We start from the raw sequence: 26,652 nt of genomic DNA, 5'->3' as shown, positions 1-26,652 counted from the left end.
CCGTGTACCCGCGACACCTCACATCCGAAGCCGCCGTCGGCGGCACGAGAAGGGACAACCGTGTCACTCTCCAGGTACGTCATCGCCCTGGCGGCAGCAGCCTCGCTCGGCGTCGCCGCGGGCGCGCCCGCACTGGCCGCGCCCGTCTCCTCCGCGGATGAGCCTCCGGCGGTCGAGCAGGTCGACGTGAACCGCTATCTGGGCACCTGGTTCCAGGTGGCCGCCATCCCCCAGCTCTTCGAGATCCAGTGCGCCAAGAACGTCAAGGCCGACTACTCCGCCACCGCCGTCGGCACCGTCGGCGTCCGCAACACCTGCACGACCTGGCTGAACACCACCAGCTCCGTGACCGGCGAAGCCAAGCCCCTCGACGCCTCGAACGCGCGCCTCAACGTCTCCTTCCTCAAGATCGCCGGATCCTACCTCCACAGCGATGACGCCAACTACATCGTGACGGGTCTCGACCCCGCGTACCGCTGGGCCGTCGTCACCGACAGCGACCGGAAGTCCGGGTTCGTCCTGTCCCGCACCCCGGCGCTCGACGGTGCCCAGTCGGACGCGGTCCGGCGCTCGATCCGGGCGGCGGGCCTCGACGCCTGCGATTTCCGGATCACGCGCCAGGACGGTGGAGCGAGGAAGAGCGGCCGGCTCTGCTGATCCGCCCCCCCGATCTCCCTGCTCCCGCTGCCCTTCCGGAGTGCGCCGAACCGGCTCCGGAAGGGCAGCGGGTGTGTGCGCCCCGCGTCCCGCCTCCCCCGGGCCTCCGCCGATGCCCTCCCGCCGTGCCGCTCACCCCGGCGATCCCCGGGGCGCTCGTCGTGCTGCTCATCCGGCGATCCCCGGCGGTCGCTCGCCGTGCTGCTCATCCGGCGATCCTCGGCGGTCGCTCGCCGGGCCGCTCACCCCGGCGGGGACCGGTGCGCTCGGCGAGCCGCCCACTCGGCGAGCCCCGCCGGGTGAGCGGCTCACCCGGCGAGCCCCGCCGGTCCGGAGCCCGATCCCGGAGTCACGGCCGCGGCCCCGGACCCCGAGGGTGTGCCGGACCGGCGGTCAGCCCGCGTAGGGGCCGCGGACGAGGCTGTCCCCCGAATGGTCGGGCTTGCCGTTGTAGGGCTGGACGGACACGTCCACCACGGAGTACTCACGCAGGTCGATGTTGCTCGGCACGGGCAGTGAGGCGCGGCCGTCGGGACCGAGCACTCCCATCGAGACGAGCTTGGTGTGGGTGCGGTCCATGAGCCAGACCTCGAAGTAGCCGGAGGTCCGGGGGAGGCCCTCGACCGTGATCCTGAGGGTGCGGTGACCGTCGCTCTCGCTGAGCCGTGCATAGCCGGCCGAACTGGCCTGGAGCGAGTTCAGACGGCTGCCCTCGGCGACCGACACGCCCGCGTCGTCCCGGGTCACCCACCAGGTGATGGTGCTGCCCGCCGCGGCACCGAGGAGCGCCGCGCAGGCGGCGAGCGCCACACCGAAGCGGCCCAGCCGCCGTGCCCTCGGCCGGGCGGCCGGCGGTGGTGGTGGAACGCTGTCGTCGTCCGACTGCGAGGCGTCGGCCTCCGGGACGTCCTCGTCGAAGGGCTCCGGCCCGGCCTGCCGGTCGAGGTGCAGTTCGCTCGCGATCGAGTCCCACAGGCCGGGCGGTGGCGCGAGCAGTTCGTGCTCGTGCGGTGCGGGCGTCTTCATCGTCGAGACCACGCGGCTCAGGGCTTCGAGTTCTCGCGAGCAGCGGGCGCAGCCACGCACGTGCTCGTCGTCCGGAGGGGACGGGCTCTCCCCGATCGCCATCAGTGCCAGTGTCTCCTCATCCGTGTGCTCCACCGTCCACCTCCAACCGGTTCTTCATGCGGATCAACCCGCGTCGTGTGTTGCTCTTGACGGTGCCCAGCGGCAAGCCGGTGCGCTGGGCGATCTGCGCCTGGGTGAGGTCCTCGTAGAACGCCATTCTCAGTACTGTCCGCTGCTGTTCGGGAAGCTTCTCCAGCTCGTCCGCCAGCAGGACGAAGTCCAGCACGGAATCCGCAGGGCCGTCCTGCTGGTGGACGGCCGGACCGGCCGCCGTGATGACCGCTTCGATGTCTCTCAGGTGGCGTGAGCGCCGGGTGAGCTGGTCGGCCACCTTCTTGTGGGTGATGCCCATGAGCCACGTCTTGAGCGACCCGCGCTGGGGATCGTAGTTCTTGCGGCCCCGCCACGCTCCTACGAAGACCTGCTGGGTGACGTCCTTCGCCTCCTCGGGATCTCCCAGCTTCCGGGACGCCACGGTGAAGACCAGCCCGCCCCAGCGCCGGTACGCCTCATTGAGGCACGACTCGTCGCCATCGGCGAAGCCGTGCCCCAAGTCCTCGTCAGAAACGGAGTTCACGGAGGCCACGCTAGCGGCCAGAACCTGTGCACCGCTCCACATCGACGTCACGTCGGCGCCTCCACGGCTGTGACGACCAGATTGTTCTGATATCCGCCGTCCTCGGGCAGGTAGGGGCCGGCGCAGGTGATCAGCGTCAGCACGGCAGGTCCCTCCCTGCGGAACACCCCCGACGCCGCCAGGTCCCGCTTGCCGACGGTGCGGCGCGACGTGACGCGGTACGCCACCTCGCTGCCGTCCTTGCGCTCCACCAGCACCCGGTCGCCCTGCCGGACGTCGTTGAGGGCCACGAGGACGCCCAGGCCGCGGCCGTCGGAGTCCACGTGACCCACGACCACCGCCGAGCCCGCGCCCGAGCCCGGTGCCGGGGAGAAGCGGTACCAGCCGACCTGCTTCGGGTCCTCCGGCACCTCCACCTGCCCGTCACGGTCGACACCCACCTGCTCGACGGCCGCGCGGACGTCGAGCCGGGGCAGCGACAGCGAGGACGGCTCGGGCACTTTCGCCGGAACCGGCGCGACGGTGCCGCCCGCCGGCTCTCCGGCCGGCCGTCCTGCCGGCGGCGTCGTCCCCTGCGTCCGCGCGTCCGCCGAAGTGCCGCCGCCCGGCGCGGGGCCGAAGTCCCCGGCACCGGAGGACCTGGCCTCGACGAGCAGCACGCCGGACAGGACCAGCCCCAGCAGCGCGACGAAAAGACCGGTGATCACGAGGCGCCGTGACGAAGGCTTGCTCATGCGGTCAGACCTCTTCCCCGAGAGAAGCGTGGGGTGCCGCCTCCGGACGAACGGCGACGGCACCCCACTCGACGAAGTCCCTAGCGAGCCGACGAGCGCAGCCGGAACAGCAGACCCGCAGCGCCCAGGGCCGACACCACGCCCAGCGACAGCGCACCGAGCGCAAGGCCCTCGTTGTGCGCCGCGGCCGCGCCGCTCTCACCCGCCGGCACACCGCTCGGCGCCGAGTGCATACCGGTGATGCTCTGCGTCTTGAGCTCCAGGTTCTTGTCGTCCGCGCTGCCCCAGGCGTAGACCACCGTGTTGGTGCCCTCGGCCAGGTCCAGGTCGGCCGGGCCGATCGCCACGTCGTCGGTGCCGGCCAGCACCACGTCGGCGGAGACCGTACCGGCGTCCACCTCGCCCTTGGCCTCCTTCGGGTTCGTCAGGTCCTCGAACACGGGCTTCTCACCGGCGCGGACGTCGACCGCCGGCGCGGCGGCGACGTGCCGCACGGTCAGCCGGGCCTTGCCGGCGGGGATCTTGGACACGTCGTTCACGAAGGCGTCCAGCGCCGGTTTGCCGTCGGCCGTCAGATGGGCGACCAGGGTGGCGTTCGCGCCCGCGGGAACGTCGACCGTCTTCTCGATGGCGGGCGAACCGTCCGGACCCTCGCCGTCCTTGAAGATCTTGATGTCGTAGGAGCCCGCGTCCAGCTTCATCGGGTCGGTCAGCGTGCCCGGCTCGAAGTCGGGGAGCAGCTCCTTGTCCCCGGCGTAGACGTCCACCGTCAGGCCCGGCACGGCGTGGAACACCGACACCGTGGCCTGATCGCCGGCGGCCGGCGCGGCGAACGCGGGGGCCCCGGAGGTGACGGACAACGCGACGACGATCCCGGCCACAGTGGCGCCCGCAACACGAGTGGTCATGGCGGTTTTCCCTTCCGATCGAACTGCTCGGCTCTGTGTGGGAACGCATTCCGCCGACCGGACGGGGATGGTTTCATCCGACCGCACAATTTTTTTCGCGGCGTGGAGCGGTGGTGCGTCTGCCGGGGCCCGGGGAGGGGCGCGCCTGTACGGGTCCACCGGCTCGGGGATTCCCGATCGCGCCACCGGCGGGCGGCACCGCACCGTACCGTCGGCCCGTGGGGAACGTCTTCCGGGCCGGAGAGCAGAGCCCGCACCCGTCCAACGGCGCCACCGAGGTGTTCGTCGGCGTCCTGACGCCGGCCGCGTCCGGGCCGGCGGACGAGGAGTGGGACTACCGCTTCGCCGCACTGCTGACGTCGCAGGACCAGAACACGACGGGGCGTGGCGTCGTCGGCTTCGATCCGCGGGACATCGCCCGGGGGCCACGGCACGGGAGCGCACCCGGTAGAAGAACTTGGTCCTGTGGACCACCGACCTCGCGCTGAGCCGCCACCGCTGGGACGGGCTGGGCTGCGACCCGCCCTTCGCGCAGGACCACCTGGGACGGTTCAGCACCCTCGTCGAGTGCTTCGTGTCCGGCTCGCCGCGGTCGTGGAGGACCTCTACCTGGAACGCCCCGGCCCCCGCCCTCCTCCGGCTCGACCCGGCGATCACCCGCCTGACCGCCCTGGGCCGCACCGAGGAGACCGAGGCGCTCACGTCCCTGGCGGCCCGGCTGCGCGACGAGGACGGACACGCCTCCCCGGTACGGCCGGGAGCACCCGCTCCCGGCCGTACGCGTGTCCGAGGGCGCAGCCGGACCCCGCAGGAGACAAACGTTGTGCAGCGTCGGCTGGAGGTAGAGGGCGGACAGGGGTGCCCACGGCGTCCAGGATCCGGTCCACGCCGGGCAGGTGGTGGCGTCCCCTCAACTCCACGGTGGACGCGGGTCCGGGTGCGGGCGGGCGGCCCGCACCCGGAAACCGGCTGCTCCCCGCCGCCCGCCGCCCGCCGGCCTCCGGGAAGCCGGGTCCTCACCCGTCCGTACGCGCTGGGCAGGGCGGGGCGCCGCGGCGCGGTCAGGATGGGGATGCCGGGACGCCGCGCCGACGGGTCGGTGGTGCCCGGTGGCAGGGGCGGCCGTCCCCGCCCGTGGACGTGTGAGGGAGCGGTATGACCGAGACCGACGTCTCAGCGGAGGCCCGGGGTGGCCGGCCCGAGCGGCGGCGCGAGCCCGCCGACGGTGTGACGGACCTGCGGCGCGTCGGCGCGAACCCCGACTTCTGGTACCCGGTGGCGTTGTCGCGGCGTGTGAGGCGCGGACGGGTCGTCGCGACCGCCTTCGCCGGTCAGCGCATCGCCCTGTACCGCGGCGACAGCGGCGCCGTCCACGCGCTGGAGGACCGGTGCGCCCACCGCCAGGTGCCGCTCAGCATGGGCGTGGTGGAGGGCGACACGCTCCGCTGCTGCTACCACGCCTGGGCCTACCGCGGCGACGGCCGCATCTCCCAGATCCCCTACCTGGCCAAGGGCGACGGCAGGCCGCCGCGCGGGGTGCGCGGCTACCCCGTCCGCGAGGCGTACGGCCTGGTGTTCGTGTTCCCGGGCGACCCCGGCAAGGCGGCCGTCACCCCGCTGCCGTACCTGCCGGCCCACGGCTCGCCGCGCTACCGGACCATGACCTTCTCCCGGACCGTGCGCTGCCACTACTCGTTCATGCACGAGAACCTGCTCGACATGAACCACCAGTTCCTGCACCGCGGTGTCGTCGGCAAGCTGCGCCCGGAACTGCTGGACCACCGCACCGACGCGCGGTCGGTGCAGGCCAGGTACCTGTTCACCCACACCGGGGGCAAGCGCAACCGGGGCGCCAGTCTGCTGGCGTCCGAGGGCATCGGCGGCAGCGACTCCAGCGACGTCATGACGATCCGCACCGAGTACCCGTACCAGACCCTCGACCTGGTGCCGGAGAACGCCGAGAGCCCCGCCTTCCGCCTGTGGGCCGCCTACGTGCCCGAGGGCCACGGGCAGCGCAGCTGCCACACCTACGGGCTGCTCATGATCGAGAAACCGCGCATCCCCGGCGCCCTGCATCTGGCCTGGCCCCTGATCAGGCGCTTCACCGAGCGCGTCTTCGCCGAGGACCGGACGGCCGTCGAGGCCGAGCAGCGGGCCTGGGACGAGCAGGGGGAGGACCGCAACCACGAGGTGTTCTCCCTGATCCTCGACGTCCGTGAGGTGCTGCGCGGCAACGGCGTCCCCATCGGACCCGCGCCCGGCACCGCCGCGTGCGGCACCGCCCGGGTGTGCGACGGCCCCGCGGAGCCGCCCGCCGGGTGAAGCGGCCGCCGCCCGCGCGCCCGGTGCTCCGGGCGGTCACGGCCGGGAGCGCCGCCACCGGGGACGTGCGTCGGGCCGCGCCCGCCCGCGACCGACGCGCAGCGCGGGCACACGCGCCACGAACGGCCCGCCGCCCCTTCGCCGCGAGAAGACGACGGGCCGGGCCGCCTCCCCCGGGTGAGGAGACGGCACGGCCCGTCCGCACTGCGCCACGCCGGCCCGCCCCACGGTGTCGTCGAGGAAACCGCCCGACTGGTGCTGCCACAGCTTCGCTTGGGCGCCGCCGGCCGCGAGCAACTCCTGGTGAATGCCCTGCTCCACGATCCGGCCCCGGTCGAGGACGACGAGCTGGTCCATGGTCGCGACCGTGCTCAGCCGGTGCGCCGCCACCAGCGCGGTCCGCCTGTCCAACAGCCGCCACAGCGCCTCCTGGACGAGGAGTTCGCTCTCGGAGTCCAGAGCGCTGGTCGCCTCGTCGAGCAGCAGGATCGGCGCGTCGCGTTCACGAGGGCGTCGGCGACATGGCCCGAGACCCGCGCGATCGCCTCCTCCCGCGCGTCGACGAGTGGTCGCTGCCGCCTGCGGATCAACGGCGTGACCAGCACAGCCGTCAGCGCGGTCATCACCAGCAGCCCGACGACGAGCAGCGGTTCGTAGCGCCAGAGCACCACCGCGCCGAGCGTCAGGGGCACCAGGCTGCCGACGATCTGGAACGTCAGCGTGTCGACGAACGGCTCGAACCGGGACGCGAAGCTGAGGACGCGCTTGGTCAGGGAGCCGGCGAAGCTGTCGTGGAAGAACGCGGCGTCCTTGGCGAACAGCTCGTCCATCGGCGGCGGATGTCCATACCGGCCATGCTCCCACCTCACCAGGCACCGTACGACGGCGGGCGGCGCGCGGGCCGGCCCCCGGGATCAGCCGAGGTACAGCGCACCGTGCGCGGTCGGCCCGCCCAGGTCGGCGAGCTCCGCCTCCGTCGGCGCCCGCCTGCCCGTGCCGATCAGCAGCGCGTCCGCGTCGCGGAACGACGCCGGGAGCGCGCGGGCGGCGATCCGCTCCAGCATCGCCCGGGACCGGGCGAGCCCTTCCGCCGGCGGCTGCTCGGCGTCCGGGAGGTACGCGATCAGGTCCAGGTGGTGCAGCGTCCACTCCAGGACGTACGCCGAGAGGTAGTCCGCCACCGTGAGGACCTCACCGCGGGTGGCGACCCGGGCGGCCGGATCGGCGAGCGAAGCGGCGCGGCCCGCGGCGGAACCGACGTCGTCCAGGTGGAACGTGAGCAGGCGCGGATCCTCGTACGCCGCGGCCAGCCGGACCGTGAGCGCGTCGAGCGGGTCCTCACCGGTCGGTGGTGTGCGGGAGACCTCCCAGTAGGTCACGGCGTCACGGGTCGGTTCCCCGTCGGCGGGGGTCGCGAGGGTGATCAGTACGTCCTGGGCGTCGATGACCAGATGGCACACCAGGTCCCGCACCAGCCAGCCGGCGCAGCCGGAGGGCCTCGCGAAGTCCCCGTCGGAGAGGCCGGCGACGGCCCGGCGCAGTGCCGCCCATGACATCGAGAAGAGATCCACCCCCGGCAACGTAGTGAGGCGCCCGGGAGGGGGCGACCCGGCCCCCTCCCGTCGCTCCGGCCGGCCCCGCGGCCGAGAGCCCCGGCACCGCGGCCGGGGCCCGCGCGGGGCGACGTCAGTGTCCGGGCGCGGCCGGCCGGCCCGCCGCCAGCGCCACGAGTTCCTCCGCCGTGCGCGGCCCCGGCTCGTCACCGGGCAACAGCCCCTGCGCGCGCAGGAGTTCCGCCGCCGCGGCGCCCCACGGCAGGCGCAGTCCGGCCTGCCGGAGGAGATCGGTGCGGGCCAGGGCCGCGGGCGCAGGCCCGGTGCGGACGCCGGACGGGGTGAGCAGCGCCGCGTCGTCCGCCCAGGCCAGGGCGAGATCGACGTCGTGCGTGGCCATGACCACGGTCGTGCCGCTCGCGCGCAGCCCGTCGAGCGTGGTGAGCAGCCGCTCCTGTCCGTCGGGGTCGAGTCCCGCCGTCGGTTCGTCGAGGATGAGGACGCGGGGCCGCATGGCGACGGCGCCCGCTATGGCGGTGCGTTTGCGCTGCCCGTAGGAGAGCAGGTGGGTGGGCCGGTCGGCCAGGGCGGTGATGTCCAGGGCGGCGAGGGCCTCGGCCACCCGCGCCCGCACCTCCGTGTGGTCCAGGCCGAGGTTCAGCGGCCCGAACGACACGTCCTGCTCGACGGACGCCGCGAACAACTGGTCGTCGGGGTCCTGCACCACCAGCTGCACGGTCGTGCGCAGCCGCGTCAGGCCCTTGCGGTCGTACGTCACCGGCTGCCCGGCGACCGTCAACCGGCCCGCGCGGGGCCGCAGTCCGCCGCTGAGCAGCCTCATCAGCGTGGTCTTGCCGCTGCCGTTGCGGCCGAGCAGCGCGAGCGCGCGCCCCTCGCGCACGTCGAAGTCGAGGCCGCTGAGCACGGCCGGGCCGTCCTCGTAGGCGAAGGACGCGCCCCGCAGGGCGACGAGGGCGGGCTCGCTCATGTCAGCGGCCTCTCCAGGACGAAGGTGACGGCGGCCAGCGCCACGAGCAGCGAGCCGCTGGCAGCGGTGAAACGGGCGGAGACCCGGGCCTCGGGCACCAGGACGCGCAGGGTGCCGTCGTAGCCGCGCCCGGCGAGCCCCGACTGCAGCCGGGCCGCCCGGTCGAAGGCCCGGACGAACGCGGTGGCGCCGAGACCGGCCAGGGAACGCCACTCCGCGGCCCGGCTGGTGTGTCCGAGCCGGGCGGCCTGGGCCTCCCGGATGCGGCGCAGGGAGTCCAGCAGCAGGAAGCTCATCCGGTACGTCACGAGCGCCACGTCGACGACCGGTGCGGGCACCCCGGCCCGGACCAGGCGCGGGAGCAGGTCGGACAGGGGCGTGGTGAAGGCGAACAGCAGCACGCCGAGGGAGGCCGCCGAGGTGCGCAGCAGCAACTCCCCTGCCCGGTACGGCCCGTCGGCGGCCAGGGAGACGAAGCCCCGCTCCCCGCCGACCTGGACGAGCAGCGTGACCGCGCCGGTCACACAGAAGCCCAGCGGCACTCGGTAGGCGCGCCACAGCCGCCGTCCGGGCACCCCGGCGGGCCCCAGCAGCAGGGCCAGGGCCGTCAGCAGCACCAGGGCCGCGCCCGGCCAGGGCGGCAGCGAGACCGCCAGGACGGTGAGGCCGAGTCCGAGCACGGCCTTGTCCACGGGATGGCGGCGGCGCCAGCGGCTGCGGTGCGCCGCCGCGTCGATCGGCAGCACGCGGCCTCAGTCCCGCGCGCCGGTGGACTCGCCGGCGGGGCCGCTCCCGGTCTGCCGCTCCAGCACCCGCCGCTCGCCCTGCCGCCGTCCCCGGCGCAGCCCGAAGTAGTAGGCGAGGACGCCGGTGCCGAGGGCCGCCTGCAGGGAGAACAGGGCCGACTCGATCTCACCGGACGGCGGCTCGTACAGCGGCGAGAACCACGGCTCGTAGTCCGGCTTCAGCTCGGTGATCGCCGTCTCCGCCTCGCCGTCGGCGCCCGTGAACGGTTCCTTCTTGTGGTCGCCGAGGCCGAGGGCCAGCGGCAGTACGGCGAGCGCGGCCACGACGAGCAGCAGCGCCAGGTTGATCTTCGTGTTCCGCTTCACCGGGCCACCGCCTCGGTCCCGGTTCCGGTCTCGGTCCCGGTCCCGCTTCGGGTCCCGGTCCCGGTCCCGGCCCCGGTTCCGGTCCCGCTTCGGGTCCCGGTTCCGGTCCCGGTCCCGGTCTCGGCCCCTGTTCCCGCCCCGGCCCCGGTCCCGGCCTCGGTCCGCTTCCCGGCGACGAGGACGCCCAGCCGGGTCAGTTCGCCCTTGCTGGACTGCACCAGCAGCCGCATCACCAGCACCGTCAGCAGGCCCTCGCTCACCGCGAGCGGGATCTGGGTGACGGCGAAGATGGACCCGAACTTGCCGAGCGCCCCCCAGAACCCGCTGCCCGGGTCGGGGAAGGCGAGCGCCAGCTGCACACTCGTGACGCAGTAGGTGGACAGGTCGGCGACGAACGCCCCGCAGAACACGGTTGCCATCAGCGGCACGCCGTAGCGCCGCAGCACCTTGTAGACGGCGTACCCGGCCCAGGGCCCGACGATCGCCATGGAGAAGACGTTGGCGCCGAGCGTGGTGAGCCCGCCGTGCGCGAGCAGCAGGGCCTGGAAGAGCAGGGTGATGGTGCCGAGCACCGCCATGACCGGAGGGCGGAAGAGGATCGCCCCCAGGCCGGTTCCGGTGGGGTGGGAGCAACTGCCGGTGACGGACGGCAGTTTCAGCGCCGACAGGACGAACGTGAAGGCGCCGGAGGCACCGAGGAGCAGGGTGCTCTCGGGGTGCTCGCGCACTTCTCGGGTGAGTGACCGGACCCCGTGGACGACGAACGGCGCCGACGCGACGCTCCAGGCGACCGCGTGCACCGGAGGCAGAAAACCCTCGGCAATGTGCATGGCTCAGCAGACCCTCTCCAGCACCTCGTGGATGGTTGACGCGCCTTGGCCGGTCTCCTGGCTGACGGGTACCACCGCCCGAACTCCGCCTTCCCGGGTCCGTGAGGACCCAGTGGCTGCCCGCGAGGGCCGGAGCCGGACTTCCCGATTCACAGTGGCGAGGGCCGCACCGGCATCACACCGGATTTCCCGTTCACCAAGGCCTGGTGACAATAAGGCCGGGGTGAGCGCGATGACAAGCCGCCCCGGGGGGCGCGTCAGGGGGCGTCCGCCGGCACACCGGCGCAAGCCTGCTCAGTCGTCGCCCTCCTCGTCCTCGCGGTCGCCGCCGTCCACGGACTGCTGGTCCTGAGGCGGTTGCGGTGTCTCCGCCTGATCCCGGGGGAGGCCGGCCGTCTCCTGTCGCGGGCTCCCCGGGCCGGACGCCGGTGCGGCGGGGGGCGGTGCGGTGGGGGAGGGGGTGACATCGGCCACTGTGCCGGCGGCCGGCGCCCCGGCGTTCCCGGGATCCGACGTGAGGGGCCCGCCCGACTCGGCGTCCTGCGCGGCCGACGGTGAGGCCGGGCCGCTCGCCGACGGCGACGGGTCGGGTTCCGTGCCCTCGGTCGAGGTGCCGTCCGGCGAGAACCACTGCATGCCGAGGAACATCGCGGCGAGGAAGAGCGCCGCCGCGGCGGCCATGGCGGCCACCCGGGGCCGGCCGGCGGGTCCGCCGCGCGGTGCGGAGCGCTGCCCCCGCCCGCCCCGCACCGCGCGCGGCCCGGTGGGCAGCGCGTACGTGGCCGGGCTGCTCGTCTCGCCCGCGGCGAACACGCCCGCCCCGGCGGGCCGTACCGGGGCCGTGGCCTCCGGCAGCGGCTCGGGGAGCCCCCGCCAGGCACCGCTCGCGAACCACTCGGCCGCCTGCTGCGCGGAGGGCCGGTCCTCGGGCTGTTTCGCGAGCAGCCCGAGCAGGTAGTTCTCGAAGGCCGGCGGCAGCTGGGCGACACCGAGCTCGCGGGGCGGTACGGGGGCGGAGTCGAGGTGCTGGTGGAGGAGCGCCACGGCGCTGTCCGCCTCGAAAGGGGCCCTGCCGCTGAGCAGTTGGTAGAGCACGCACCCCAGCGAGTACATGTCGGAGGCCGGGCCCGCGGGCTTGCCCAGGGCGCGTTCCGGTGCGAGGTAGAGGCCGGTGCCCACGATCTGCCCGGTCGCGGTGAGCGCCGCTGAGGGGTCGTCGAGGAAGCGCGCGATGCCGAAGTCGCCGATCTTCAGGGTGCCGTGGGCGTCCATCAGGAGGTTGGCCGGTTTCACATCACGGTGGACGATGCCCCGCGCGTGCGCGGCGGCCAGCCCCGCCGCCGCCTGGGCGGCCAGCACCGCCACCCGCTCCGCGGGCAGCGCCCCCGACGTGGACAGCACCCGGGCGAGGCTGTCGCCCTCGACCAGCTCCATCACCAGGTACAGCCGGTTGTCGTACTCGCCGAAGTCCAGCACACCGACGACGTTCGGGTGGTTGAGACTTCCGGCGGTCTGGGCTTCCAGACGGAAGCGGGAGGCCGCCGTGGCGTCGGTGTCCTGGGGCAGCAGCAGCTTGACCGCCACCGCTCGGGCGAGCGTCTCGTCGTACGCACGCCACACCTCTCCCATTCCACCGCGCCCGATCTCCACATCCAGCCGGTAGCGGCCCGCTAGCAGCACACGTCCTCGTCTCATGCTCAGGGGAAGTCGCCGCAGCCCGAAGTCCTCGTGTCCACACGGGGATTGGTGGGGATGCCGCAGCCGACCCAGGATACTGGCGCCACATGACCGCTCCGCTCCCGAGCCATGTCCCCGGACGGAACGGTCCCGGACATCCCGGAGCGCGGGCCCCGCACGCCGGAGGACGCCCCGGCTCTCGCGGCCCGACGGGGGCTCAGACCGGCGCGGCCGGGCCCTGTTCCCGGCGCGCCAGCAGCACCACCGCCAGCGCCGGTACCGCCGCCAGGACCAGCCACGGCACGGCCGTCGGCAGCCCCCGGTCGAGCAGGGAACCGGTGGCCGCGCTGCCCGCGAGGACGATCAGACCGGAGACCGAGGACAGCGCACCCGTGGACAGCCCGATCCGGTGCTCCTCGGCGAGGTCGGGCACCCACGCCCGGGCCGCGGGCACGACGAGCGTCTGCCCCACGGTCAGCAGTACGACGAAGCCCGCGGCCGGGTGTCAGCGCGACCGTGGCCGCCACCGTCCCGTCCCGCTCGTCCACGGCGACCAGCAGGGTGTGCCGTGCGGGCGCGAGGTGGAACGACACCGGGTCGATGAAGCCGGCGTGCCAGCGCGGGGCACGTATCCCGCCCCGAAGTCGCGGTACACCGCGTCGAGCATCACCGCCCGGGCCCCGTCGACGTGAGCGGGCGTGGTGTCCCTGATGATGTGGTCGCGCATGCGCATCGCGGGCAAGTGTGGGCTTGACCGGTCAAGGGCCGCCCCGATCACGGAGAGAGCGAGTCGGCGCCGGGCGCCCCGGGGTCAGCTCTCGGACGGCTGCAGCACCACGAAGTCCGCGTTCGCCGGGTCGAGGCAGATCGCCATCCGGCCCACGCCCTCGGCGTCCTCGGGCCCCATCTGCACACCGCCGCCGTTCTCCCGGACCCTGGCCACCGCCGCGTCGCAGTCGTCCACGGCGAACACCGGGTGCCAGTAGGGCCGTCCGTGGTTCAGCGCGAGATCCTCCTCGGCGAGTTCCATGACACCGCCGTGCATGCGCTCCTCGGGCAGTCCGGCCGGGGTGATGAGCGTGTACGTGCCGGAGTCGCCCGGCAGTGGCATGTCGCTGAACCGCCAGTCGAAGAGATCGCCGTAGAACCGCCGTGCGGCGGCGGCGTCCGTCGTGAACAGCTCCGTCCAGGACAGCGAGCCCGGCTCGTCCACCAGGTCGAGGCCCTTGCTCCTGCCCGGCTGCCAGACGGCGAACTGGCCGCCCAGCGGGTCGCTGTACTGCGCCATCCGCGCCCAGCCGTCGAGGTCCGTCGGGGGGACGCGGACCGAGCCGCCCGCCTGCTGCACGGCTCGGGTCGTGGTGTCCGCGTCGGTGACGCCGAAGTAGAGCATCCAGGCGGGGCGGGCGCCTTCCTCGGTGAGCTTGCCGAGACCCGCGACGATCTTGCCGTCCTTCTGGAACATCCCGCCCTCGAAGTCATCGCTCTCGCCCATGGGCTCGTACTCCCAGCCGAGCACGGCGCCGTAGAAGGCCGCGGCGGCCCGGACGTCCGGAGTGCCGAGGTCGAGCCAGCAGGGGGAGCCGGGGGCGTACTCGGTGGTGATCATGGCGATGCAGTTCCTCTCCGCAGATCCTGCGCTCAGCGTGGCACCGGGCACCGGCGCTCGCCCCTCGGCGTGACCCGTCCGTGCCGTCGGCTCCGGCACCCGCACCGTGGCGTTGTCGGCACCGCCGCCCGCCCGGGTGGCCGCGTCCGGGTGAGGGGCTGCCCGGGTGTGGTGAACGGCCGGCAGCGGGGTGCTGCCGCGGGGGACGCCGGGCGGGGAGGCCGTGGTGTTCGCGCGGGCCGGGTTCACCGGGCCGCTGCGGCTCGTCGTGCCCGGCGGGCAGGTGCTGCCGCGCGGAGTGCCGACGACGTCGTCGCCTGGACGTTCTCGATGTCGTTCTCCGCGCCCCACCTGTTCGGGAGCCGCCGGGCCGACGCCGAGGTGGACCTCCGGGCCCTGCTGCGCGACGCCTCACCCTGGGGCCACTTCTGCGAGATCGGGCCGGGCACCGAGGTGTTCGTGTGGCGGAGAGGTGGTGCCGGGCGGCGGCCGGCGAAGGCGCCGCCGGGGAACGCGTCTGAACACACGCCGCGGGGGAGCGGCGTCAGTGGACGGACAGGCCGCCGTCGATGAGGAGCCACTGCCCGGTGATGCAGGCCGACGCCGGGCCCGTCAGGAAGACCGCCGCGCCCGCGAAGTCCTCGGCCAGGCCGTTTAGCCCGATCAGCGTGCGTCCGGCGAGGGCGGCCACCGTCTCCGGGGAGGACGCCGGCCAGCCGTTGAGCGGGGTCATGACGACGCCGGGCACCAGCGCGTTGCTTGGTGACGCCGTGCGGCGACCACGCCGCGGCCTGGGAGCGGGTCAGAGCCGCCAGACCGCCCTTGGACGCGCCGTGGGCGCCGCTCCGGACGAACGACCGGTGCGCCTGCTGCGAACTGATGGATCGGCCGGGGCAAGGGGCACGCGGTGGTGCACGCGCACCACCGACCCGCCCGCCGCGCGCACCGGTGAGCCGGATCACGCCGCCCGGATTGAGCCCAGAAGGACCTCGGGTGATCGCTCCTGCCCTGCCCCGTGAGAGATCGGCCTCCGCCGACACGCCGACGACCGCCTGGGCGCTGGCCGCCCGGGGCGGTGACCCCGCGGCCGTCGAGCGGTCCGTGCGCGCCCTGCACCGCGACGGTGCCCAGCGTCGCCCGTCTGTGCGCCGGTCCACAGGCGCTGGGCGACCTCGCCCAGGACATGTTCCCGCGGGCCCTCGGCAGCCTGCACCGCTTCGAGGGCCGGTCGTCGGCGCGCGCCTGGCTGCCGTGCCATCGCGCGCCGCGCGGTCGCCGACAGCATCCGGTACGCCGCCGTCCGCCCCCGCCCGGCCGGCCTGCCGGACCGGGCGGGCGCGGCCGAACGCGCCCAGCCGCGCGCACTGCCCGGCTTCGACGAGGGGGTGGCGCTGCTGGACCTGCTGGCCGGACTGCCGGACGAGAGGCGCGAGGTGTTCGTCCTCACGCAGCTGCTCGGTCTGCCGTACGCCGAGGCGGCCGAGCTGAGCGACTGCCCGGTCAGCGCGGTCCGCTCCCGCGTCGCCCGCGCCCGGGCGACGCTCACGGCCCTGCTCGCCGCGGCGGAAGGTCCGGCGAGGGCGACGCTCGTGCCCCGCGAGGCCCGTTACCAGCAGGTCGGCCGGCGGGATCCGGTGCCCGCCGGCTTCCCCGGCGGGCACCGGGCGTCGAACGGCGGCCAGGAACCCGTCACGCCGTCATCTCCGTCGCCACCGCGGGGCGGAGAGCAGCCTCTCGCCCCGCCCGGCGCGACGCATGTCCGGCACCACGGCTCCCCTGATTCCTGGACTGCCTATCCAGAAACTGGACGATTGGTCTAGAGTGACGTGGAGGACGCGGAAGACGGGGAGGGCGGATGGCCGAGCGGACGGACGGGGAGCGGGACGCGATCCTCGCCGCACTGGTGCCGGTGGTCCACGGGATCGCCGCGACCTTCGGGCCGGTCTGCGAGGTCGTGCTGCACGACTACCGTGACCCGGAGAGTTCGGTGGTCACCGTGGCCGGATCCGTCACCGGGCGGACGGCCGGAGGCGCGATGAGCGAGATCGGGGTGCGCGTCCTCGCCCGCGGTGACGAGGCGGCCGACGAGCTCAACTACCTCACCCGCACCCGCGACGGGACGCGCGTGAAGTCCTCCACGATGGTGCTGCGCGACTCGACCGGGTCCGTCTTCGGCGCCCTCTGCGTCAACGTGGACGTCGGCGCCGTCAGCCGGGTCCAGGACCTGCTCGGCGCGCTCGCCGGGCACCCGGCGGAGCAGGTGGAGCTGCCCACCACCACCTTCGGCAACGACATCGACTCCGTCGTCGACGCCCTCTTCGACGCCCACCGGTCCCGCCAGCGCGGCAGCTGGGCGGAGCTCGACCGCGCGGAGCGCCTGGACCTGTTCGGCGGACTGGACGCGCGCGGTGTCTTCGCCGTGCGCGGCGCCGTCGAACAGGTCGCCGCCCGGCTCGGCATCTCCCGCGCCTCCGCCTACCACTACCTGTCCCGGGCCCGGGCCGCCCACGACACCCCCACCGGAGGATCCGCGTGACGACCACCACCCCACCGGTCACCCTCGACGACGTGCGGGACGCCGCCGCCCGTCTCCAGGGCGTCGCCCACCGCACCCCCGTGCTGCGCTCCCGCACCCTCGACGCGCTCGTCGGCGCCGAGATCCACCTCAAGTGCGAGAACGTCCAGCGCGTGGGCGCCTTCAAGTTCCGCGGCGCCTACAACGCCGCCTCCCGCCTCACCCCGGAGCAGCTGTCCCGGGGCATCGCCGCCTACTCGTCCGGCAACCACGCCCAGGCCGTGGCCCTCGCCGCCCGCGAGCTCGGCACCACCGCCGTCATCGTCATGCCCGAGGACGCCCCGCCGTCCAAGCGCGCGGCCACGGCCGGCTACGGCGCCGAGATCGTCACCTACGACCGCTACAGCGGCGACCGCGTCGCCCTCGCCGAGGCCCTGGCCGCCGAGCGGGGCCTCACCCTCATCCCGCCCTACGAACACCCGCACGTCATGGCCGGACAGGGCACGGCCGCCCTCGAACTCCTCGAAGAAACAGGGGCGGTGGACGCGATCCTCACGCCGGTCGGCGGCGGTGGGCTGATGGCCGGCAGCGCCACGGCGGCCAAGGGCCTGTACCCCGGCATCCGCATGGTCGGCGTCGAACCGGAGGCCGGGGACGACACCAGGCGCTCCCTGGAGGCGGGGCGGCGCGTCAGCATCCCCGTGCCGCGCACCATCGCCGACGGACAGGCCCTGCACACCCCGGGCGAACTCACCTTCTCCGTCAACCGCCGGCTCGTCGACGGGATCGTCCTGGTCTCCGACGACGAGATCCGGGACGCGATGCGCTTCGCCTTCGAGCGCCTGAAGATCGTCGTCGAGCCGAGCGGTGCCACCCCGCTGGCCGCCCTGCTCACCGGCCGGGCGGGCCCGCTTCCCGCGCGGGTCGGCGTGATCCTCTCCGGCGGCAACGTGGACGCGGCGCGCTTCGCCGAGCTCTGCGGCCACGGCGGCTGACCCGCGGGTCACCCGAATGGCGGCCCCGGGTGGCCGGGCGGACGATGGAGGGGTAGGGCCGACCGCCGACGGCGGTGTCCAGGGCCGCCGAGGAGACCGGCCCGGCCGCGACGCACCGCGGCCGGAAGGGAGCGCGTCATGCTGGAAGTGAAGACGCTCGACAAGCCCGACGAGCGGCGTGATTTCCCCCGCGGCCACCTCGAAGCCGTCCACATGACGAACCTCGACTTCGCCGTGGCGACCTTCGAGCCGGGCTGGCGCTGGTCGGAGTCCGTGTCCCCGATCGCCGGCACCGAGAGCTGCCAGATGCACCACAACGGCTACATCGTCCAGGGCCGGTTGCACATCCGCATGGACGACGGCGGTGAGACGGAGGTCGGCCCCGGCGACGTCTTCGTCTGCACCCCCGGGCACGACGCCTGGGTCGTGGGCGACGAGCAGGTCGTCACCTACGACTTCCAGGGCCAGATGGCCAAGGAGTACGCGAAGGGCACCTGACGGCCACGCGTCACACCGTGGCCACGACCTTCGCCCGCGCGCGCTCCACCTCCGGGTAACGGATCGCCCCTGCCGCCTCCGAGAGCGAACACCTTGCTCCGCGACCGGGGCGATCCTCCCCGACCCGGCCAGGTCCCGGAGGGCCGCGAGACGCCCTGCTCCGCCAGGCGGTCCTTCCCGGCGAACAGGAAGTCGACCCGGTCGGCGGTCGGGGCCACCGCCCGCCGGGCGATCTCGTCCCGCCCCCGGCGCTCGGCCCCCCCGGCGCCGCGTCTCCGCGGTCACCAGCGCGCGGAAGGCCTCGATGCGCCGCCGGATCTCGTCGGGCGCGGCGAGTGGGCCTGCAGTGCTACGAGGGCGTCGACGAGTCCCGGGCGCGCTCCGTCGACCTCGGTCCTGCCCGGAGCCCCGCTCAGTCCCCACTCACGAGGATCACCTCCAGCGTGCGCGGGCCGTGCACCCCCTCGACCCGGTCCAGTTCGATGTCACTCGTCGCCGACGGCCCGGAGATCCACGTCAACAGGCGGGCCGGGTCGAGGCGTTCGAGCCCCTGCGGCACCGAGGACACCACCTGCGAGGGGACCCGTACGACACAGAGGTGATGGTCGGGGACGAGGGTGATCCGGCGCCGGCCCTGGTCGGACGAGCCGTCCAGCACGATCGTCCCGGTCTCCGCGATCGCCACCGCACAGGCCGTCACGACGCTGTCCACCCGGTCGAGTTCGCCCGGTGCGCTCTCCGCCCGGTCCGGCACCCGCGTCGCACCGGACGCCGAGAGCCACCCGTCGTCCAACCCGGACGGCACCAGTACCGAATTCGACCCGCCCTTCTCCAGCAGCCCCGTGATCAGCCCGGCCAGCCCTTCCCGGTCCGTGCGGTGCACGAGCGCCAGGTAGTCCGCCAGGTTCTCGGCGAGGAGGTTTACCGTCTCCTCGTCCGTCCGCCGCCCGTGCTCGCGCAGGTAGTCGCGCGGGATCGGCGTCGCGTCGGCCGGCACGTCCGCCAGTGCGCGCCGCACCCGGCCCAGGATCCGCTCCCTGCTGTTCACTCGGCCCCGTCCTTCCCGCCGCGCGTGCGCTGCCACCAGTCCCGGAACGGCTCGGCGGGCACCGGCGGCAGATCCCGCGTGCCGCTCCAGGCCCGGCCCCGACCCGGCAGCGTCCGGGGATGGAAGCGGCGGGTCCGGGAGACGGCGCGCTGGCCGGCGCGCAGCGCGCCCGGGTGCGTGAACGCCCAGCGGGCCGCGCGCATCGCGGCCCGCTCGGCCGCGTGCCCCTTCGCCGGCCGCAGCACCACCTTGTTGCCCTCCCGGGTGACCGCGCCGCCCCGCACGACCCGTTCCCGCAGGTGCACCAGCACCTCGGGGATGTCGATGGCCACCGGGCACACCTCGTAGCACGCCCCGCACAGCGAGGAGGCGTACGGCAGCGACGCGTCGATCTCGCTGCCCGTGCCCCGCAGTTGGGGGCTGAGGATCGCGCCGATGGGGCCCGGATACACCGAGCCGTAGGCGTGGCCGCCGGCCCGCTCGTACACCGGGCACACGTTGAGGCAGGCCGAGCAGCGGATGCAGCGCAGCGCCTGCCGGCCGACCTCGTCGGCGAGGGTGTCGGTGCGGCCGTTGTCGAGCAGTACCAGGTGGAAGGTCCGCGGTCCGTCCTCGTCGGCCGTGCCGGTCCAGGTCGACGTGTACGGGTTCATGCGCTCGGCCGTGGAGGAGCGGGGCAGGGTCTGCAGGAAGACCTCCAGGTCCCGCCAGGCCGGCACGGTCTTCTCGATGCCGACGACCGAGATCAGCGTCTCGGGCAGGGTCAGGCACATCCGCCCGTTGCCCTCGGACTCCACGACCACCAGCGTGCCCGTCTCGGCGACCATGAAGTTGGCGCCGGAGATGCCGACCTTGGCGCGCAGGAACTTCTCCCGCAGGTGCAGCCGGGCGGCCTCGGCGAGTGCGGCGGGCGTGTCGGTGAGGCCCTCGGGGGCCGGGCGGCCCCACTCGCTCATCTCACGGGCGAAGATGTCGCGGATCTCGCCCCGGTTGCGGTGGATCGCCGGGACGAGGATGTGCGAGGGCCGGTCCTTGCCCAACTGCACGATGAGCTCGGCGAGATCGGTCTCGTAGGCGGCGATGCCCGCGGCCTGAAGCGCCTCGTTCAGCCCGATCTCCTGCGTGGCCATCGACGTGACCTTGACGACCTCCGACTCGCCGGTCATCCGCACGAGGTGCGTGACGACGTCGTTGGCCTCGGCGGCGTCGGTGGCCCAGTGCACGATGCCGCCCGCCGCCGTCACCGACTCCTCCAACCGCGCCAGATACCGGTCGAGGTGACGCAGCGTGTGGTCCTTGATCCGCTGGCCCGCCTCGCGCAGCTCGGCCCAGTCGGACACCTCGCTGACGGCCTTGGCCCGCTTGGCCCGGATGGTGTGCGTGGCGTGCCGGAGGTTGCCGCGCAGCGTCGTGTCGCGCACCGCCTCCCGCGCGGCCTCGGGAAACGCGGGCATGCCGACGAACGTCCCGTTCATACGGCCGGTTCCTCCTCCGTGCTCGCCAGGATCTCCGCGATGTGCACCGGCCGCATGCCGGTCCGCAGCCGGGTCATCGTCCCGCCGAGGTGCATCAGGCACGAGTTGTCGGCGGCGCACAGCACCTCGGCACCGGTCGACTCGGCGTTGCGCACCTTGTCCGCGCCCATCGCCGCCGAGACGTCGGAGTTCTTCAGCGCGAAGGTGCCGCCGAACCCGCAGCACTCCTCGGCGGCCGGCAGCTCCGCCAGCTCCAGCCCCCGCACGGCCCGCAGCAGCCGCAGCGGCCGGTCGCCGAGCCCCAGTCCGCGCAGCCCGTGGCAGGTCGGGTGGTACGTCACCCTGTGCGGGTAGTACGCGCCGACGTCCGTCACGCCCAGCACGTCCACCAGGAACTCGGTCAGCTCGTACGTCTTCGCCACCACCGGCGCCAGCGTGGCCGCGAGGGTGTCCCCGTGCCCCTCGGCCCGGGCCCGCTCGCCCATGCGCGGATACAGCTCCCGCACCATCGCCCCGCACGACCCGGACGGCGTCACGATCGCCTCGTAGCCGCCGAAGACATCGGAGAAGCGCCGGGCGAGCGGCTCGGCCTCATGGCGGTACCCGGTGTTGTAGTGCGCCTGCCCGCAGCAGGTCTGCGCGCTCGGGAAGTCGACGTCGACGCCCAGTCCGGTCAGCAGTTTCACCACGGCGCGCCCGGTGTGCGGACCGCTCCGCGGGCCGGCCCGGCTGGCTCGGCAGGGCCCTCAAGGAGTACCGCGTCCTCCTCCTCGACCAGCGCGGCACCGGCCACTCCACCCCGGCCAACGGGCGGACGCTCCCGCTGCGCGGCGGCCCCGCCGAGCAGGCCGGCTACCTCACCCGTTTCGCGCCGACTCCATCGTCCGCCGAGCTGCTGGCCGCCCGCACCGACTGGACTCCCTTGTACGATCCCGCCCGCCTCGCCGCCAACCAGGTGCCGGTCGCGGCGGCCGTCCACCACGACGACATGTACGTCGACACCGCCCGCTCCCTGCGCACCGCCCGCGCGATCAGGGCCTGCGCACCTGGGTCACCGACGAGTTCGAGCACGACGGCGTGCGTGCCGGCGGCCCCCGTGTCCTCGACCGGCTGCTGGCACTGGCGCGCGACGAGGCGTGATGCCGGGGGCGCCGACTAGTCTGCTGACATGACGGAGCCGACGATCACTCAACTCCAGCCCATGCCCGACGACTGGCGGCGTGCCCTCGCGGTCGTCGCCCACCCCGACGACCTCGAATACGGCTGCTCGGCGGCGATCGCGGCCTGGACCGACGCGGGCCGCGAGGTCGCCTACGTGCTGGCCACCCGGGGCGAGGCGGGCATCGACACGCTGGCGCCCGAGGAGTGCGGGCCGCTGCGCGAGCGGGAGCAGCGGGCGAGCGCCGCGGTGGTCGGCGTGTCGCAGGTGGAGTTCCTCGACCACCAGGACGGCGTCGTCGAGTACGGCACGGCCCTGCGCCGCGACATCGCCGCCGCGATCCGCCGGCACCGGCCCGAACTGGTCATCACGCTCAACCACCGGGACACCTGGGGCGGCGTCGCCTGGAACACCCCGGACCACGTGGCCGTCGGCCGCGCCACCCTCGACGCGGCCGGCGACGCCGGCAACCGGTGGATCTTCCCGGAGCTCACCGAGCAGGGCCTCGACCCCTGGGACGGCGTGCGCTGGGTCGCCGTCGCCGGTTCCAGCACCCCCACGCACGCCGTCGACGCGACGCCCGGCATGGAGCGCGCCGTGCGCTCACTGCTGGAACACCGCACCTACATCGAGGTGCTGACCGAGGAGGACCCCGAGACGTACGTCCGCGGCTTCCTCACCCAGCAGGCCGCGTCCCTGGGGGAGCGGTTCGGGGGCCGGCCCGCGGTGGCGTTCGAACTGTTCGGCAGATGACGGGGGAGGAGAGCAGGACCGGCGGCGAGGAACCGGCCCGTCGGTTCGAGGAACACCGCGGGCATCTCACGGCGGTGGCGTACCGCACGCCGTGACGGCGGGCTCGCCGGCCGAGGCGGAGGGCGCCGTCCAGGAGGTGTGGCTGCGGCTGAGCCGCACCGACCCGGACGAGACCCCGGAGCCCGGGCGGCTGCGAACGGCCGGGGTGTAAGGACGCTCCGGGCCCGGCGCGGTGACGGGGGCGGCGGTCCGGCGGCTGCGTCAGCCTGTGGTACGGGGCTCGATTCGTCCTTCCGTATGCTGAACGCCATGCGAGATCAAACAGCCGTGCGAAGCGAACTGCGCGGCGACTGCGAGCGGTGCTTCGGACTGTGCTGCGTCGCCCTGCCCTTCGCGGCCTCGGCCGGCTTCGCCGTCGACAAGGACGCCGGCACCCCCTGCCGCAACCTCCGTGACGACCACCGCTGCGGCATCCACGCGCGGCTGCGGCAGGAGGGGTTCACCGGCTGCACGGTCTACGACTGCTTCGGTGCCGGGCAGCAGGTCTCGCAGGTCACCTTCGGCGGCCGGGACTGGCGCGGCGCGCCGCCCGGGCACGCCCGCCGCATGATCGAGGTGTTCCCGGTGGTCCGGCAGCTGCACGAGCTGCTCTGGTACCTGACCGAGGCGCTCACCCTGCCCGCGGCCCGCCCGGTCCACCCCGGGCTGCGCGAGTTGCTGCGGGAGACCAGGGAGCTGACCGGCCGGACACCCGAGGAGCTGGCCGCGCTGGACGTGGCCGCGCACCGGGGCAGAGTCAACGTCCTGCTGCTGAGGACCAGCGAACTGGTGAGGGCCGGCACCAGGGGGCGCGGGAAGAACCGCCGGGGCGCGGACCTCATGGGCGCCCGGCTCAGGGGCGCGGACCTGCGCGGCGGCGATCTGCGCGGCGCCTACCTCATCGCCGCCGACCTCACCGGCGCGGACCTGCGCGGCGCCGATCTCATCGGTGCCGACCTGCGCGACACGGACCTCACGGACGCCGACCTCACCGGGGCGTTCTTCCTCACCCAGCCGCAGCTCAACGCGGCCCGGGGGAGCGCCGGCACCCGGCTGCCGGCGTCAGTCACCCGCCCCGGGCACTGGACGGCCCAGGTCTGAGACCCACTGCCCCGGCGGCGTCCTGCGCTCGGGGTGCAGCCGCAGTCGCTCCGGCATACGGGCGCGCTCGCGCTGCTGGACGCGGCGCACGCGGCGGTGCACGAGGGCGCGCCACCGGATCCGGGCCCGGCTGTGGCTCGCGGGGTTCGCCGCCGAGGAGGACCGGCTCGCCTTCACGCCCACCCGCGTGGTGCTGCGGCGGCCGTCCGGCTCCGTGGTCGTGGACCTCGACGCGTTCGCCGCCGCCGAGCCGGACCCGCTCACCGCGGCCGAGGCCAGGCTGCTGACCCACCTCGCCGACTGCCACGCCGACGCCGTCGAACGGCTCACCCGACTCGTGGATCCCGCCTGCCTGCACGGCGCGGTCCGCGTCCGGCCGCTCGCCGTCGACCGGCACGGACTGGCGCTGCGCATCGAACGCACCCGCGCCCACGGCGACGTACGCCTCGCGTTCCACACCCCCGCCGACGACGTCGCACAGCTCACCGAGCGCATGCACGCGCTGCTCGGCCGAGCGGCCGCCGCGTCCTGCCCGCGGGCCCTACAACGGCAGCGCACAGACCGCGACGGGTGAGCGGAACGGTCCTCCGGCGCGCCGCAGGGTGCCGTCCTCCTCGTCCACGTGGAAGACGGTCACGGTGGAGGACTTCTGGTTGGCGGCGAACAGCAGCGTGCCCTCCGGCGAGAGCGCGATCTGGCGCGGGAAGTCCCCGCCCACGGGCACGGTGTCCCGCAGCACGAGCCGGGCGCCGTCCGCCTCGATCGCGTAGCGCGTGAGGCTGTTGTGCCCGCGGTTGGCGAGATACGCGTGACGGCCGTCCGGCGTCACCACGAGCTGCGCCGGGTAGTTCGTGCCCGAGCCGGTGCCGGTGGGCTGCGCCTCGCCGATCCGCACCCGTCCCGAGTCCGGATCGTAGGCGCAGACCGCCACGGTGTTGTCGACCTCGTTCGCGAGATACGCGTACCGGCCGCCGGGGTGGAAGGCGAGATGACGGGGACCCGCGCCCGGCCGGGTCCGCGCCCGCCCGGTCTCGGTGAGCGTGCCGGCCTTCTCGTCGAGCCGGTAGGTGTAGACGGTGTCCGTCCCCAGGTCGACGGCGAGCACATGGCCGCCGTCGGGGCCGGTGACGATCTGGTGGGCGTGCGGGCCCCGCTGCCCGGGGCCGGGCGGGGGAGCGGAGTGGGTGACGAGACCGGTCCGCTCGCCGAGCGCGCCCGAGTCCTCGACGGGGTGCACGGCCACACTGCCCGACCCGTAGTTCGCGCTGAACACCCAGCGCCCGGACGGATGCACGGACAGATGGCAGGGGGCGGTGCCGCCGGTGCTCCTGGCGCCCAGGACCTTCCGGTCCGACAGGCGGATCGCGGTCACGGCGCCGTCCTCGCGCTCGTTCACCGCGTACAGCGTGCGACGGTCCGGATGGATCGCGAGGTACGAAGGGTCGCCGACGCCCGCGATCGTGCCGGTGCCGTCGATCCGGCCCGTCGACGGGTCGTACGCGGCCAGGCCGATGCCCTCGCCGCCGCCCTCCGCGGACGTGTAGGTGCCGAGGTGGAGCGGGCGGGGCCCGGACGGTCGGCGGGCCTCGCGGGACGCACTCGCGCTCGCACTCGCCCCGGGGTTCGTCGCCGGAGCCGAGGGCTCCGGGGCCGTGTCGCAGGCCGACAGGGCCGCCGCCGTCCCGCCCGTGAGCACGCCGACGAACCGGCGCCTGCTCCAGCCGCCCCTGCCCATGTCACCCCTCGGCTCGTCGCTCGTCCCCGTCGCGACAGCCACCTTGGCGTGTCCGGCCCGCCGGGTGCAACACCGGCCGACCCGTGGTGCGCGAGTGACCACGGGCCCCGGGCGCCTACCAGTCCCCGTCCTCGACGGGCCTGCCCGGCGCGTCCCCCAGGTGCCGCACCTGGCCGGGCGCGGGGGCCTGCCAGGGCTCGTGGTCGTCCCCGAGCCAGTCGCCGGCCGGCCTGACCGCCCGGAGCGTGTCCGTGGGGGCGAGGTCCTCGGCGTCCTCGTCGTAGTGGTCGAACCAGGGCAGGCCCGCGCGGGTGTAGGCGGCCCGGTCGACCGGGGACGGCGGTGCGGCCTCGCCGGTGATGCGACGCCACTCGGGCGGCGTCACCAGGTGCACGAAGACGCGTCCCGCGGGCTGCTCCGACCAGTCCGTGAGCGGCCGGTCGTCCTGGTAGACCTCCTGCCGCATCGACCCGCCGACGCCCAGGCCCATGGCGGCGGGCGCGCGCCGAGGGCCCGCGGGAGCGCCGCCCGGGGCGGCCCCGGGTGCGGCGGCCACGACGGGCGGCGGTGCCGCTCCCGGCGCGGGCGGAGCCGCCATGGGCATCGCGGCACCGAAGCCGCCCGGCGCCGGCATCGCCCGGGTCCGCTCGGCACGCCGCCGCTCCTGCGCCCGCCACCGCGCCAGCTCCCGCCCGTTCAGGGTGAAGGACTGCAACTGCACGCCGCCCCACACCTCCTCGCCCGTGACCTGCCCCTCCACGCTGGCGCCGAGGCCCAGCGGGACGGCCACGAACTGACGGACCGTGCCCGTGCCGGAGTTGATGCCGTCCAGCCAGGGCTGCCGGGGGAGCACCACGTAGTTCTGCGGGTCGCGGGCCGGCCGGTCGCTCCAGGGCCGGCCCGAGACCGCGCACACCTTGCCGACGCCGACCTGGAGCGCTGCGGGCTCACGTGTGCCCGCGAAGCTCAGCCACATCGCCTCGCGCAGATACACCGGCAGCATCACCCCGCCGCGCGCCCGCATCGCCTCGGGCACCCGGTCGCCGTAGTCCGAGACGCGCCGCACCGGGAACTCGCCCAGGCCCGGCGGCAGGGGGTGGGTGCCCGACTCCGGCAGGCGCAGGGTGCGGATGAACCGCACGGCCGCACCGCCCGGCAGCCGCAGAGTGTTCCCGTCGATCCGCGCGGTCGTGTCGGCCATCGGCCCGCCCCCTCGCCTCGGTGCCGGCCCACTGCCGG

General features: G+C 74.4%; 23 protein-coding genes, 8 pseudogenes and 1 riboswitch. Of the genes and pseudogenes, 12 read left to right on the top strand and 19 right to left on the bottom strand.

Annotated features, from left to right (window positions below; genetic code table 11):
* Positions 1-60 precede the first annotated feature (60 nt).
* Entirely contained in the window at positions 61-657 is a 597-nt protein-coding gene (locus tag ACFW6P_RS17500; RefSeq protein WP_386353192.1) for a lipocalin family protein, read from the top strand.
* A 393-nt stretch (positions 658-1,050) separates the two neighbouring features.
* Here ACFW6P_RS17500 and ACFW6P_RS17495 read toward each other — a convergent pair whose 3' ends face one another.
* The 4 genes from ACFW6P_RS17495 to ACFW6P_RS17480 form a co-directional block, all read right to left on the bottom strand.
* The gene (locus ACFW6P_RS17495) at positions 1,051-1,818 is read right to left on the bottom strand and encodes an anti-sigma factor (protein ID WP_386353194.1); all 768 of its coding nucleotides are present in this window, start codon (positions 1,816-1,818) and stop codon (positions 1,051-1,053) included.
* Positions 1,802-2,362, bottom strand: a complete 561-nt coding sequence (locus tag ACFW6P_RS17490) for a sigma-70 family RNA polymerase sigma factor (protein ID WP_386353197.1) — start codon at positions 2,360-2,362, stop codon at positions 1,802-1,804. The genes ACFW6P_RS17495 and ACFW6P_RS17490 overlap by 17 nt, the downstream gene beginning before the upstream one ends.
* A gap of 47 nt (positions 2,363-2,409) precedes the next feature.
* On the bottom strand, positions 2,410-3,096 hold the full coding sequence (locus tag ACFW6P_RS17485) for a class F sortase (RefSeq protein ID WP_386353200.1): 687 nt from the start codon (positions 3,094-3,096) through the stop codon (positions 2,410-2,412).
* A gap of 80 nt (positions 3,097-3,176) precedes the next feature.
* Entirely contained in the window at positions 3,177-4,004 is an 828-nt protein-coding gene (locus ACFW6P_RS17480) for a DUF4397 domain-containing protein (protein WP_386353203.1), read from the bottom strand.
* A 218-nt stretch (positions 4,005-4,222) separates the two neighbouring features.
* Here ACFW6P_RS17480 and ACFW6P_RS17475 point away from each other — a divergent pair, with 218 nt between their 5' ends.
* Both ACFW6P_RS17475 and ACFW6P_RS17470 read left to right on the top strand, forming a co-directional pair.
* On the top strand, positions 4,223-4,492 hold the full coding sequence (locus ACFW6P_RS17475; RefSeq protein WP_386353206.1) for a hypothetical protein: 270 nt from the start codon (positions 4,223-4,225) through the stop codon (positions 4,490-4,492).
* A gap of 667 nt (positions 4,493-5,159) precedes the next feature.
* Entirely contained in the window at positions 5,160-6,326 is a 1,167-nt protein-coding gene (locus ACFW6P_RS17470; RefSeq protein WP_386353209.1) for a Rieske 2Fe-2S domain-containing protein, read from the top strand.
* A 36-nt stretch (positions 6,327-6,362) separates the two neighbouring features.
* Here ACFW6P_RS17470 and ACFW6P_RS17465 read toward each other — a convergent pair.
* From ACFW6P_RS17465 to ACFW6P_RS17425, 9 genes and pseudogenes are all read right to left on the bottom strand, one after another.
* Positions 6,363-7,156, bottom strand: a pseudogene (locus ACFW6P_RS17465) (hypothetical protein); the annotation flags it as partial.
* Between the two features lie 84 nt (positions 7,157-7,240).
* Complete coding sequence (locus ACFW6P_RS17460) at positions 7,241-7,897, bottom strand: maleylpyruvate isomerase N-terminal domain-containing protein (RefSeq protein WP_386353212.1); 657 nt, start codon at positions 7,895-7,897, stop codon at positions 7,241-7,243.
* 115 nt (positions 7,898-8,012) lie between these two features.
* On the bottom strand, positions 8,013-8,867 hold the full coding sequence (locus ACFW6P_RS17455) for an ATP-binding cassette domain-containing protein (protein WP_386424062.1): 855 nt from the start codon (positions 8,865-8,867) through the stop codon (positions 8,013-8,015).
* Positions 8,864-9,613 carry a cobalt ECF transporter T component CbiQ gene (cbiQ, locus tag ACFW6P_RS17450; protein WP_386353217.1) on the bottom strand — a complete coding sequence of 250 codons (750 nt, stop codon included), beginning with the start codon at positions 9,611-9,613 and terminating at the stop codon, positions 8,864-8,866. Before cbiQ ends, ACFW6P_RS17455 begins: the two co-directional genes overlap by 4 nt.
* Positions 9,614-9,619: 6 nt before the next feature.
* Positions 9,620-9,979, bottom strand: coding sequence for an energy-coupling factor ABC transporter substrate-binding protein (locus ACFW6P_RS17445; protein ID WP_386353219.1), 360 nt, complete (start codon positions 9,977-9,979; stop codon positions 9,620-9,622).
* A 134-nt stretch (positions 9,980-10,113) separates the two neighbouring features.
* Positions 10,114-10,809 (bottom strand): annotated as a pseudogene (locus tag ACFW6P_RS17440) (energy-coupling factor ABC transporter permease); the annotation flags it as partial.
* Between the two features lie 29 nt (positions 10,810-10,838).
* Positions 10,839-11,025: riboswitch (cobalamin riboswitch) on the bottom strand.
* Between the two features lie 78 nt (positions 11,026-11,103).
* Positions 11,104-12,504, bottom strand: coding sequence for a protein kinase (locus ACFW6P_RS17435; RefSeq protein WP_386353222.1), 1,401 nt, complete (start codon positions 12,502-12,504; stop codon positions 11,104-11,106).
* Positions 12,505-12,703: 199 nt separating this feature from the next.
* Positions 12,704-12,988: pseudogene (locus ACFW6P_RS17430) on the bottom strand (MFS transporter); the annotation flags it as partial.
* A gap of 309 nt (positions 12,989-13,297) precedes the next feature.
* Complete coding sequence (locus tag ACFW6P_RS17425; protein ID WP_386353316.1) at positions 13,298-14,095, bottom strand: VOC family protein; 798 nt, start codon at positions 14,093-14,095, stop codon at positions 13,298-13,300.
* Between the two features lie 178 nt (positions 14,096-14,273).
* On the opposite strand from ACFW6P_RS17425, the pseudogene ACFW6P_RS17420 reads away from it, so the two are divergent.
* Positions 14,274-14,581, top strand: a pseudogene (locus tag ACFW6P_RS17420) (SAM-dependent methyltransferase); the annotation flags it as partial.
* A 58-nt stretch (positions 14,582-14,639) separates the two neighbouring features.
* Here the strand turns inward: ACFW6P_RS17420 and ACFW6P_RS17415 are convergent.
* Positions 14,640-14,843: an SDR family oxidoreductase gene (locus tag ACFW6P_RS17415; protein WP_386353225.1), complete on the bottom strand. Its 204-nt coding sequence runs from the start codon at positions 14,841-14,843 to the stop codon at positions 14,640-14,642.
* A gap of 245 nt (positions 14,844-15,088) precedes the next feature.
* Here ACFW6P_RS17415 and ACFW6P_RS17410 point away from each other — a divergent pair.
* The 4 genes and pseudogenes from ACFW6P_RS17410 to ACFW6P_RS17395 form a co-directional block, all read left to right on the top strand.
* Positions 15,089-15,672 (top strand): annotated as a pseudogene (locus ACFW6P_RS17410) (sigma-70 family RNA polymerase sigma factor); the annotation flags it as partial.
* Positions 15,673-15,950: 278 nt separating this feature from the next.
* Positions 15,951-16,631, top strand: coding sequence for a transcriptional regulator (locus tag ACFW6P_RS17405; RefSeq protein ID WP_386353228.1), 681 nt, complete (start codon positions 15,951-15,953; stop codon positions 16,629-16,631).
* On the top strand, positions 16,628-17,605 hold the full coding sequence (locus ACFW6P_RS17400) for a pyridoxal-phosphate dependent enzyme (protein WP_386353231.1): 978 nt from the start codon (positions 16,628-16,630) through the stop codon (positions 17,603-17,605). The genes ACFW6P_RS17405 and ACFW6P_RS17400 overlap by 4 nt, the downstream gene beginning before the upstream one ends.
* Before the next feature lie 138 nt (positions 17,606-17,743).
* Positions 17,744-18,103 (top strand): cupin domain-containing protein, encoded by a 360-nt coding sequence (locus ACFW6P_RS17395; RefSeq protein ID WP_386353234.1) that lies wholly within the window; start codon positions 17,744-17,746, stop codon positions 18,101-18,103.
* Between the two features lie 412 nt (positions 18,104-18,515).
* On the opposite strand, the gene ACFW6P_RS17390 is transcribed toward ACFW6P_RS17395, so the two are convergent.
* The 3 genes and pseudogenes from ACFW6P_RS17390 to ACFW6P_RS17380 form a co-directional block, all read right to left on the bottom strand.
* Positions 18,516-19,151: a lactate utilization protein C gene (locus ACFW6P_RS17390; protein WP_386353237.1), complete on the bottom strand. Its 636-nt coding sequence runs from the start codon at positions 19,149-19,151 to the stop codon at positions 18,516-18,518.
* Positions 19,148-20,626: a lactate utilization protein B gene (locus tag ACFW6P_RS17385; RefSeq protein WP_386353240.1), complete on the bottom strand. Its 1,479-nt coding sequence runs from the start codon at positions 20,624-20,626 to the stop codon at positions 19,148-19,150. The genes ACFW6P_RS17390 and ACFW6P_RS17385 overlap by 4 nt, the downstream gene beginning before the upstream one ends.
* Positions 20,623-21,333, bottom strand: a pseudogene (locus ACFW6P_RS17380) ((Fe-S)-binding protein); the annotation flags it as partial. The pseudogene ACFW6P_RS17380 and the gene ACFW6P_RS17385, both read right to left, overlap by 4 nt.
* A 164-nt stretch (positions 21,334-21,497) precedes the next feature.
* On the opposite strand from ACFW6P_RS17380, the pseudogene ACFW6P_RS17375 reads away from it, so the two are divergent.
* The 4 genes and pseudogenes from ACFW6P_RS17375 to ACFW6P_RS17360 all read left to right on the top strand — a co-directional run.
* Positions 21,498-21,766, top strand: a pseudogene (locus ACFW6P_RS17375) (alpha/beta hydrolase); the annotation flags it as partial.
* Positions 21,767-21,794: 28 nt separating this feature from the next.
* The gene (locus ACFW6P_RS17370) at positions 21,795-22,538 is read left to right on the top strand and encodes a PIG-L deacetylase family protein (RefSeq protein WP_386353243.1); all 744 of its coding nucleotides are present in this window, start codon (positions 21,795-21,797) and stop codon (positions 22,536-22,538) included.
* A 297-nt stretch (positions 22,539-22,835) separates the two neighbouring features.
* Entirely contained in the window at positions 22,836-23,678 is an 843-nt protein-coding gene (locus tag ACFW6P_RS17365) for a pentapeptide repeat-containing protein (protein WP_386353246.1), read from the top strand.
* Positions 23,679-23,787: 109 nt separating this feature from the next.
* Positions 23,788-24,252, top strand: a pseudogene (locus tag ACFW6P_RS17360) (DUF2470 domain-containing protein); the annotation flags it as partial.
* Here ACFW6P_RS17360 and ACFW6P_RS17355 read toward each other — a convergent pair.
* Positions 24,220-25,413: a lactonase family protein gene (locus tag ACFW6P_RS17355; protein ID WP_386353319.1), complete on the bottom strand. Its 1,194-nt coding sequence runs from the start codon at positions 25,411-25,413 to the stop codon at positions 24,220-24,222. The pseudogene ACFW6P_RS17360 and the gene ACFW6P_RS17355 overlap by 33 nt on opposite strands.
* A gap of 115 nt (positions 25,414-25,528) precedes the next feature.
* Positions 25,529-26,614 (bottom strand): hypothetical protein, encoded by a 1,086-nt coding sequence (locus tag ACFW6P_RS17350; protein WP_386353249.1) that lies wholly within the window; start codon positions 26,612-26,614, stop codon positions 25,529-25,531.
* Between the last annotated feature and the right edge of the window lie 38 nt (positions 26,615-26,652).

The sequence above is a fragment of the Streptomyces sp. NPDC058741 genome (assembly GCF_042746715.1).
Taxonomy (GTDB): domain Bacteria; phylum Actinomycetota; class Actinomycetes; order Streptomycetales; family Streptomycetaceae; genus Streptomyces.
Note: the sequence above shows the minus strand (reverse complement) of the source record. Positions and strands in the feature narration are given on the sequence as shown.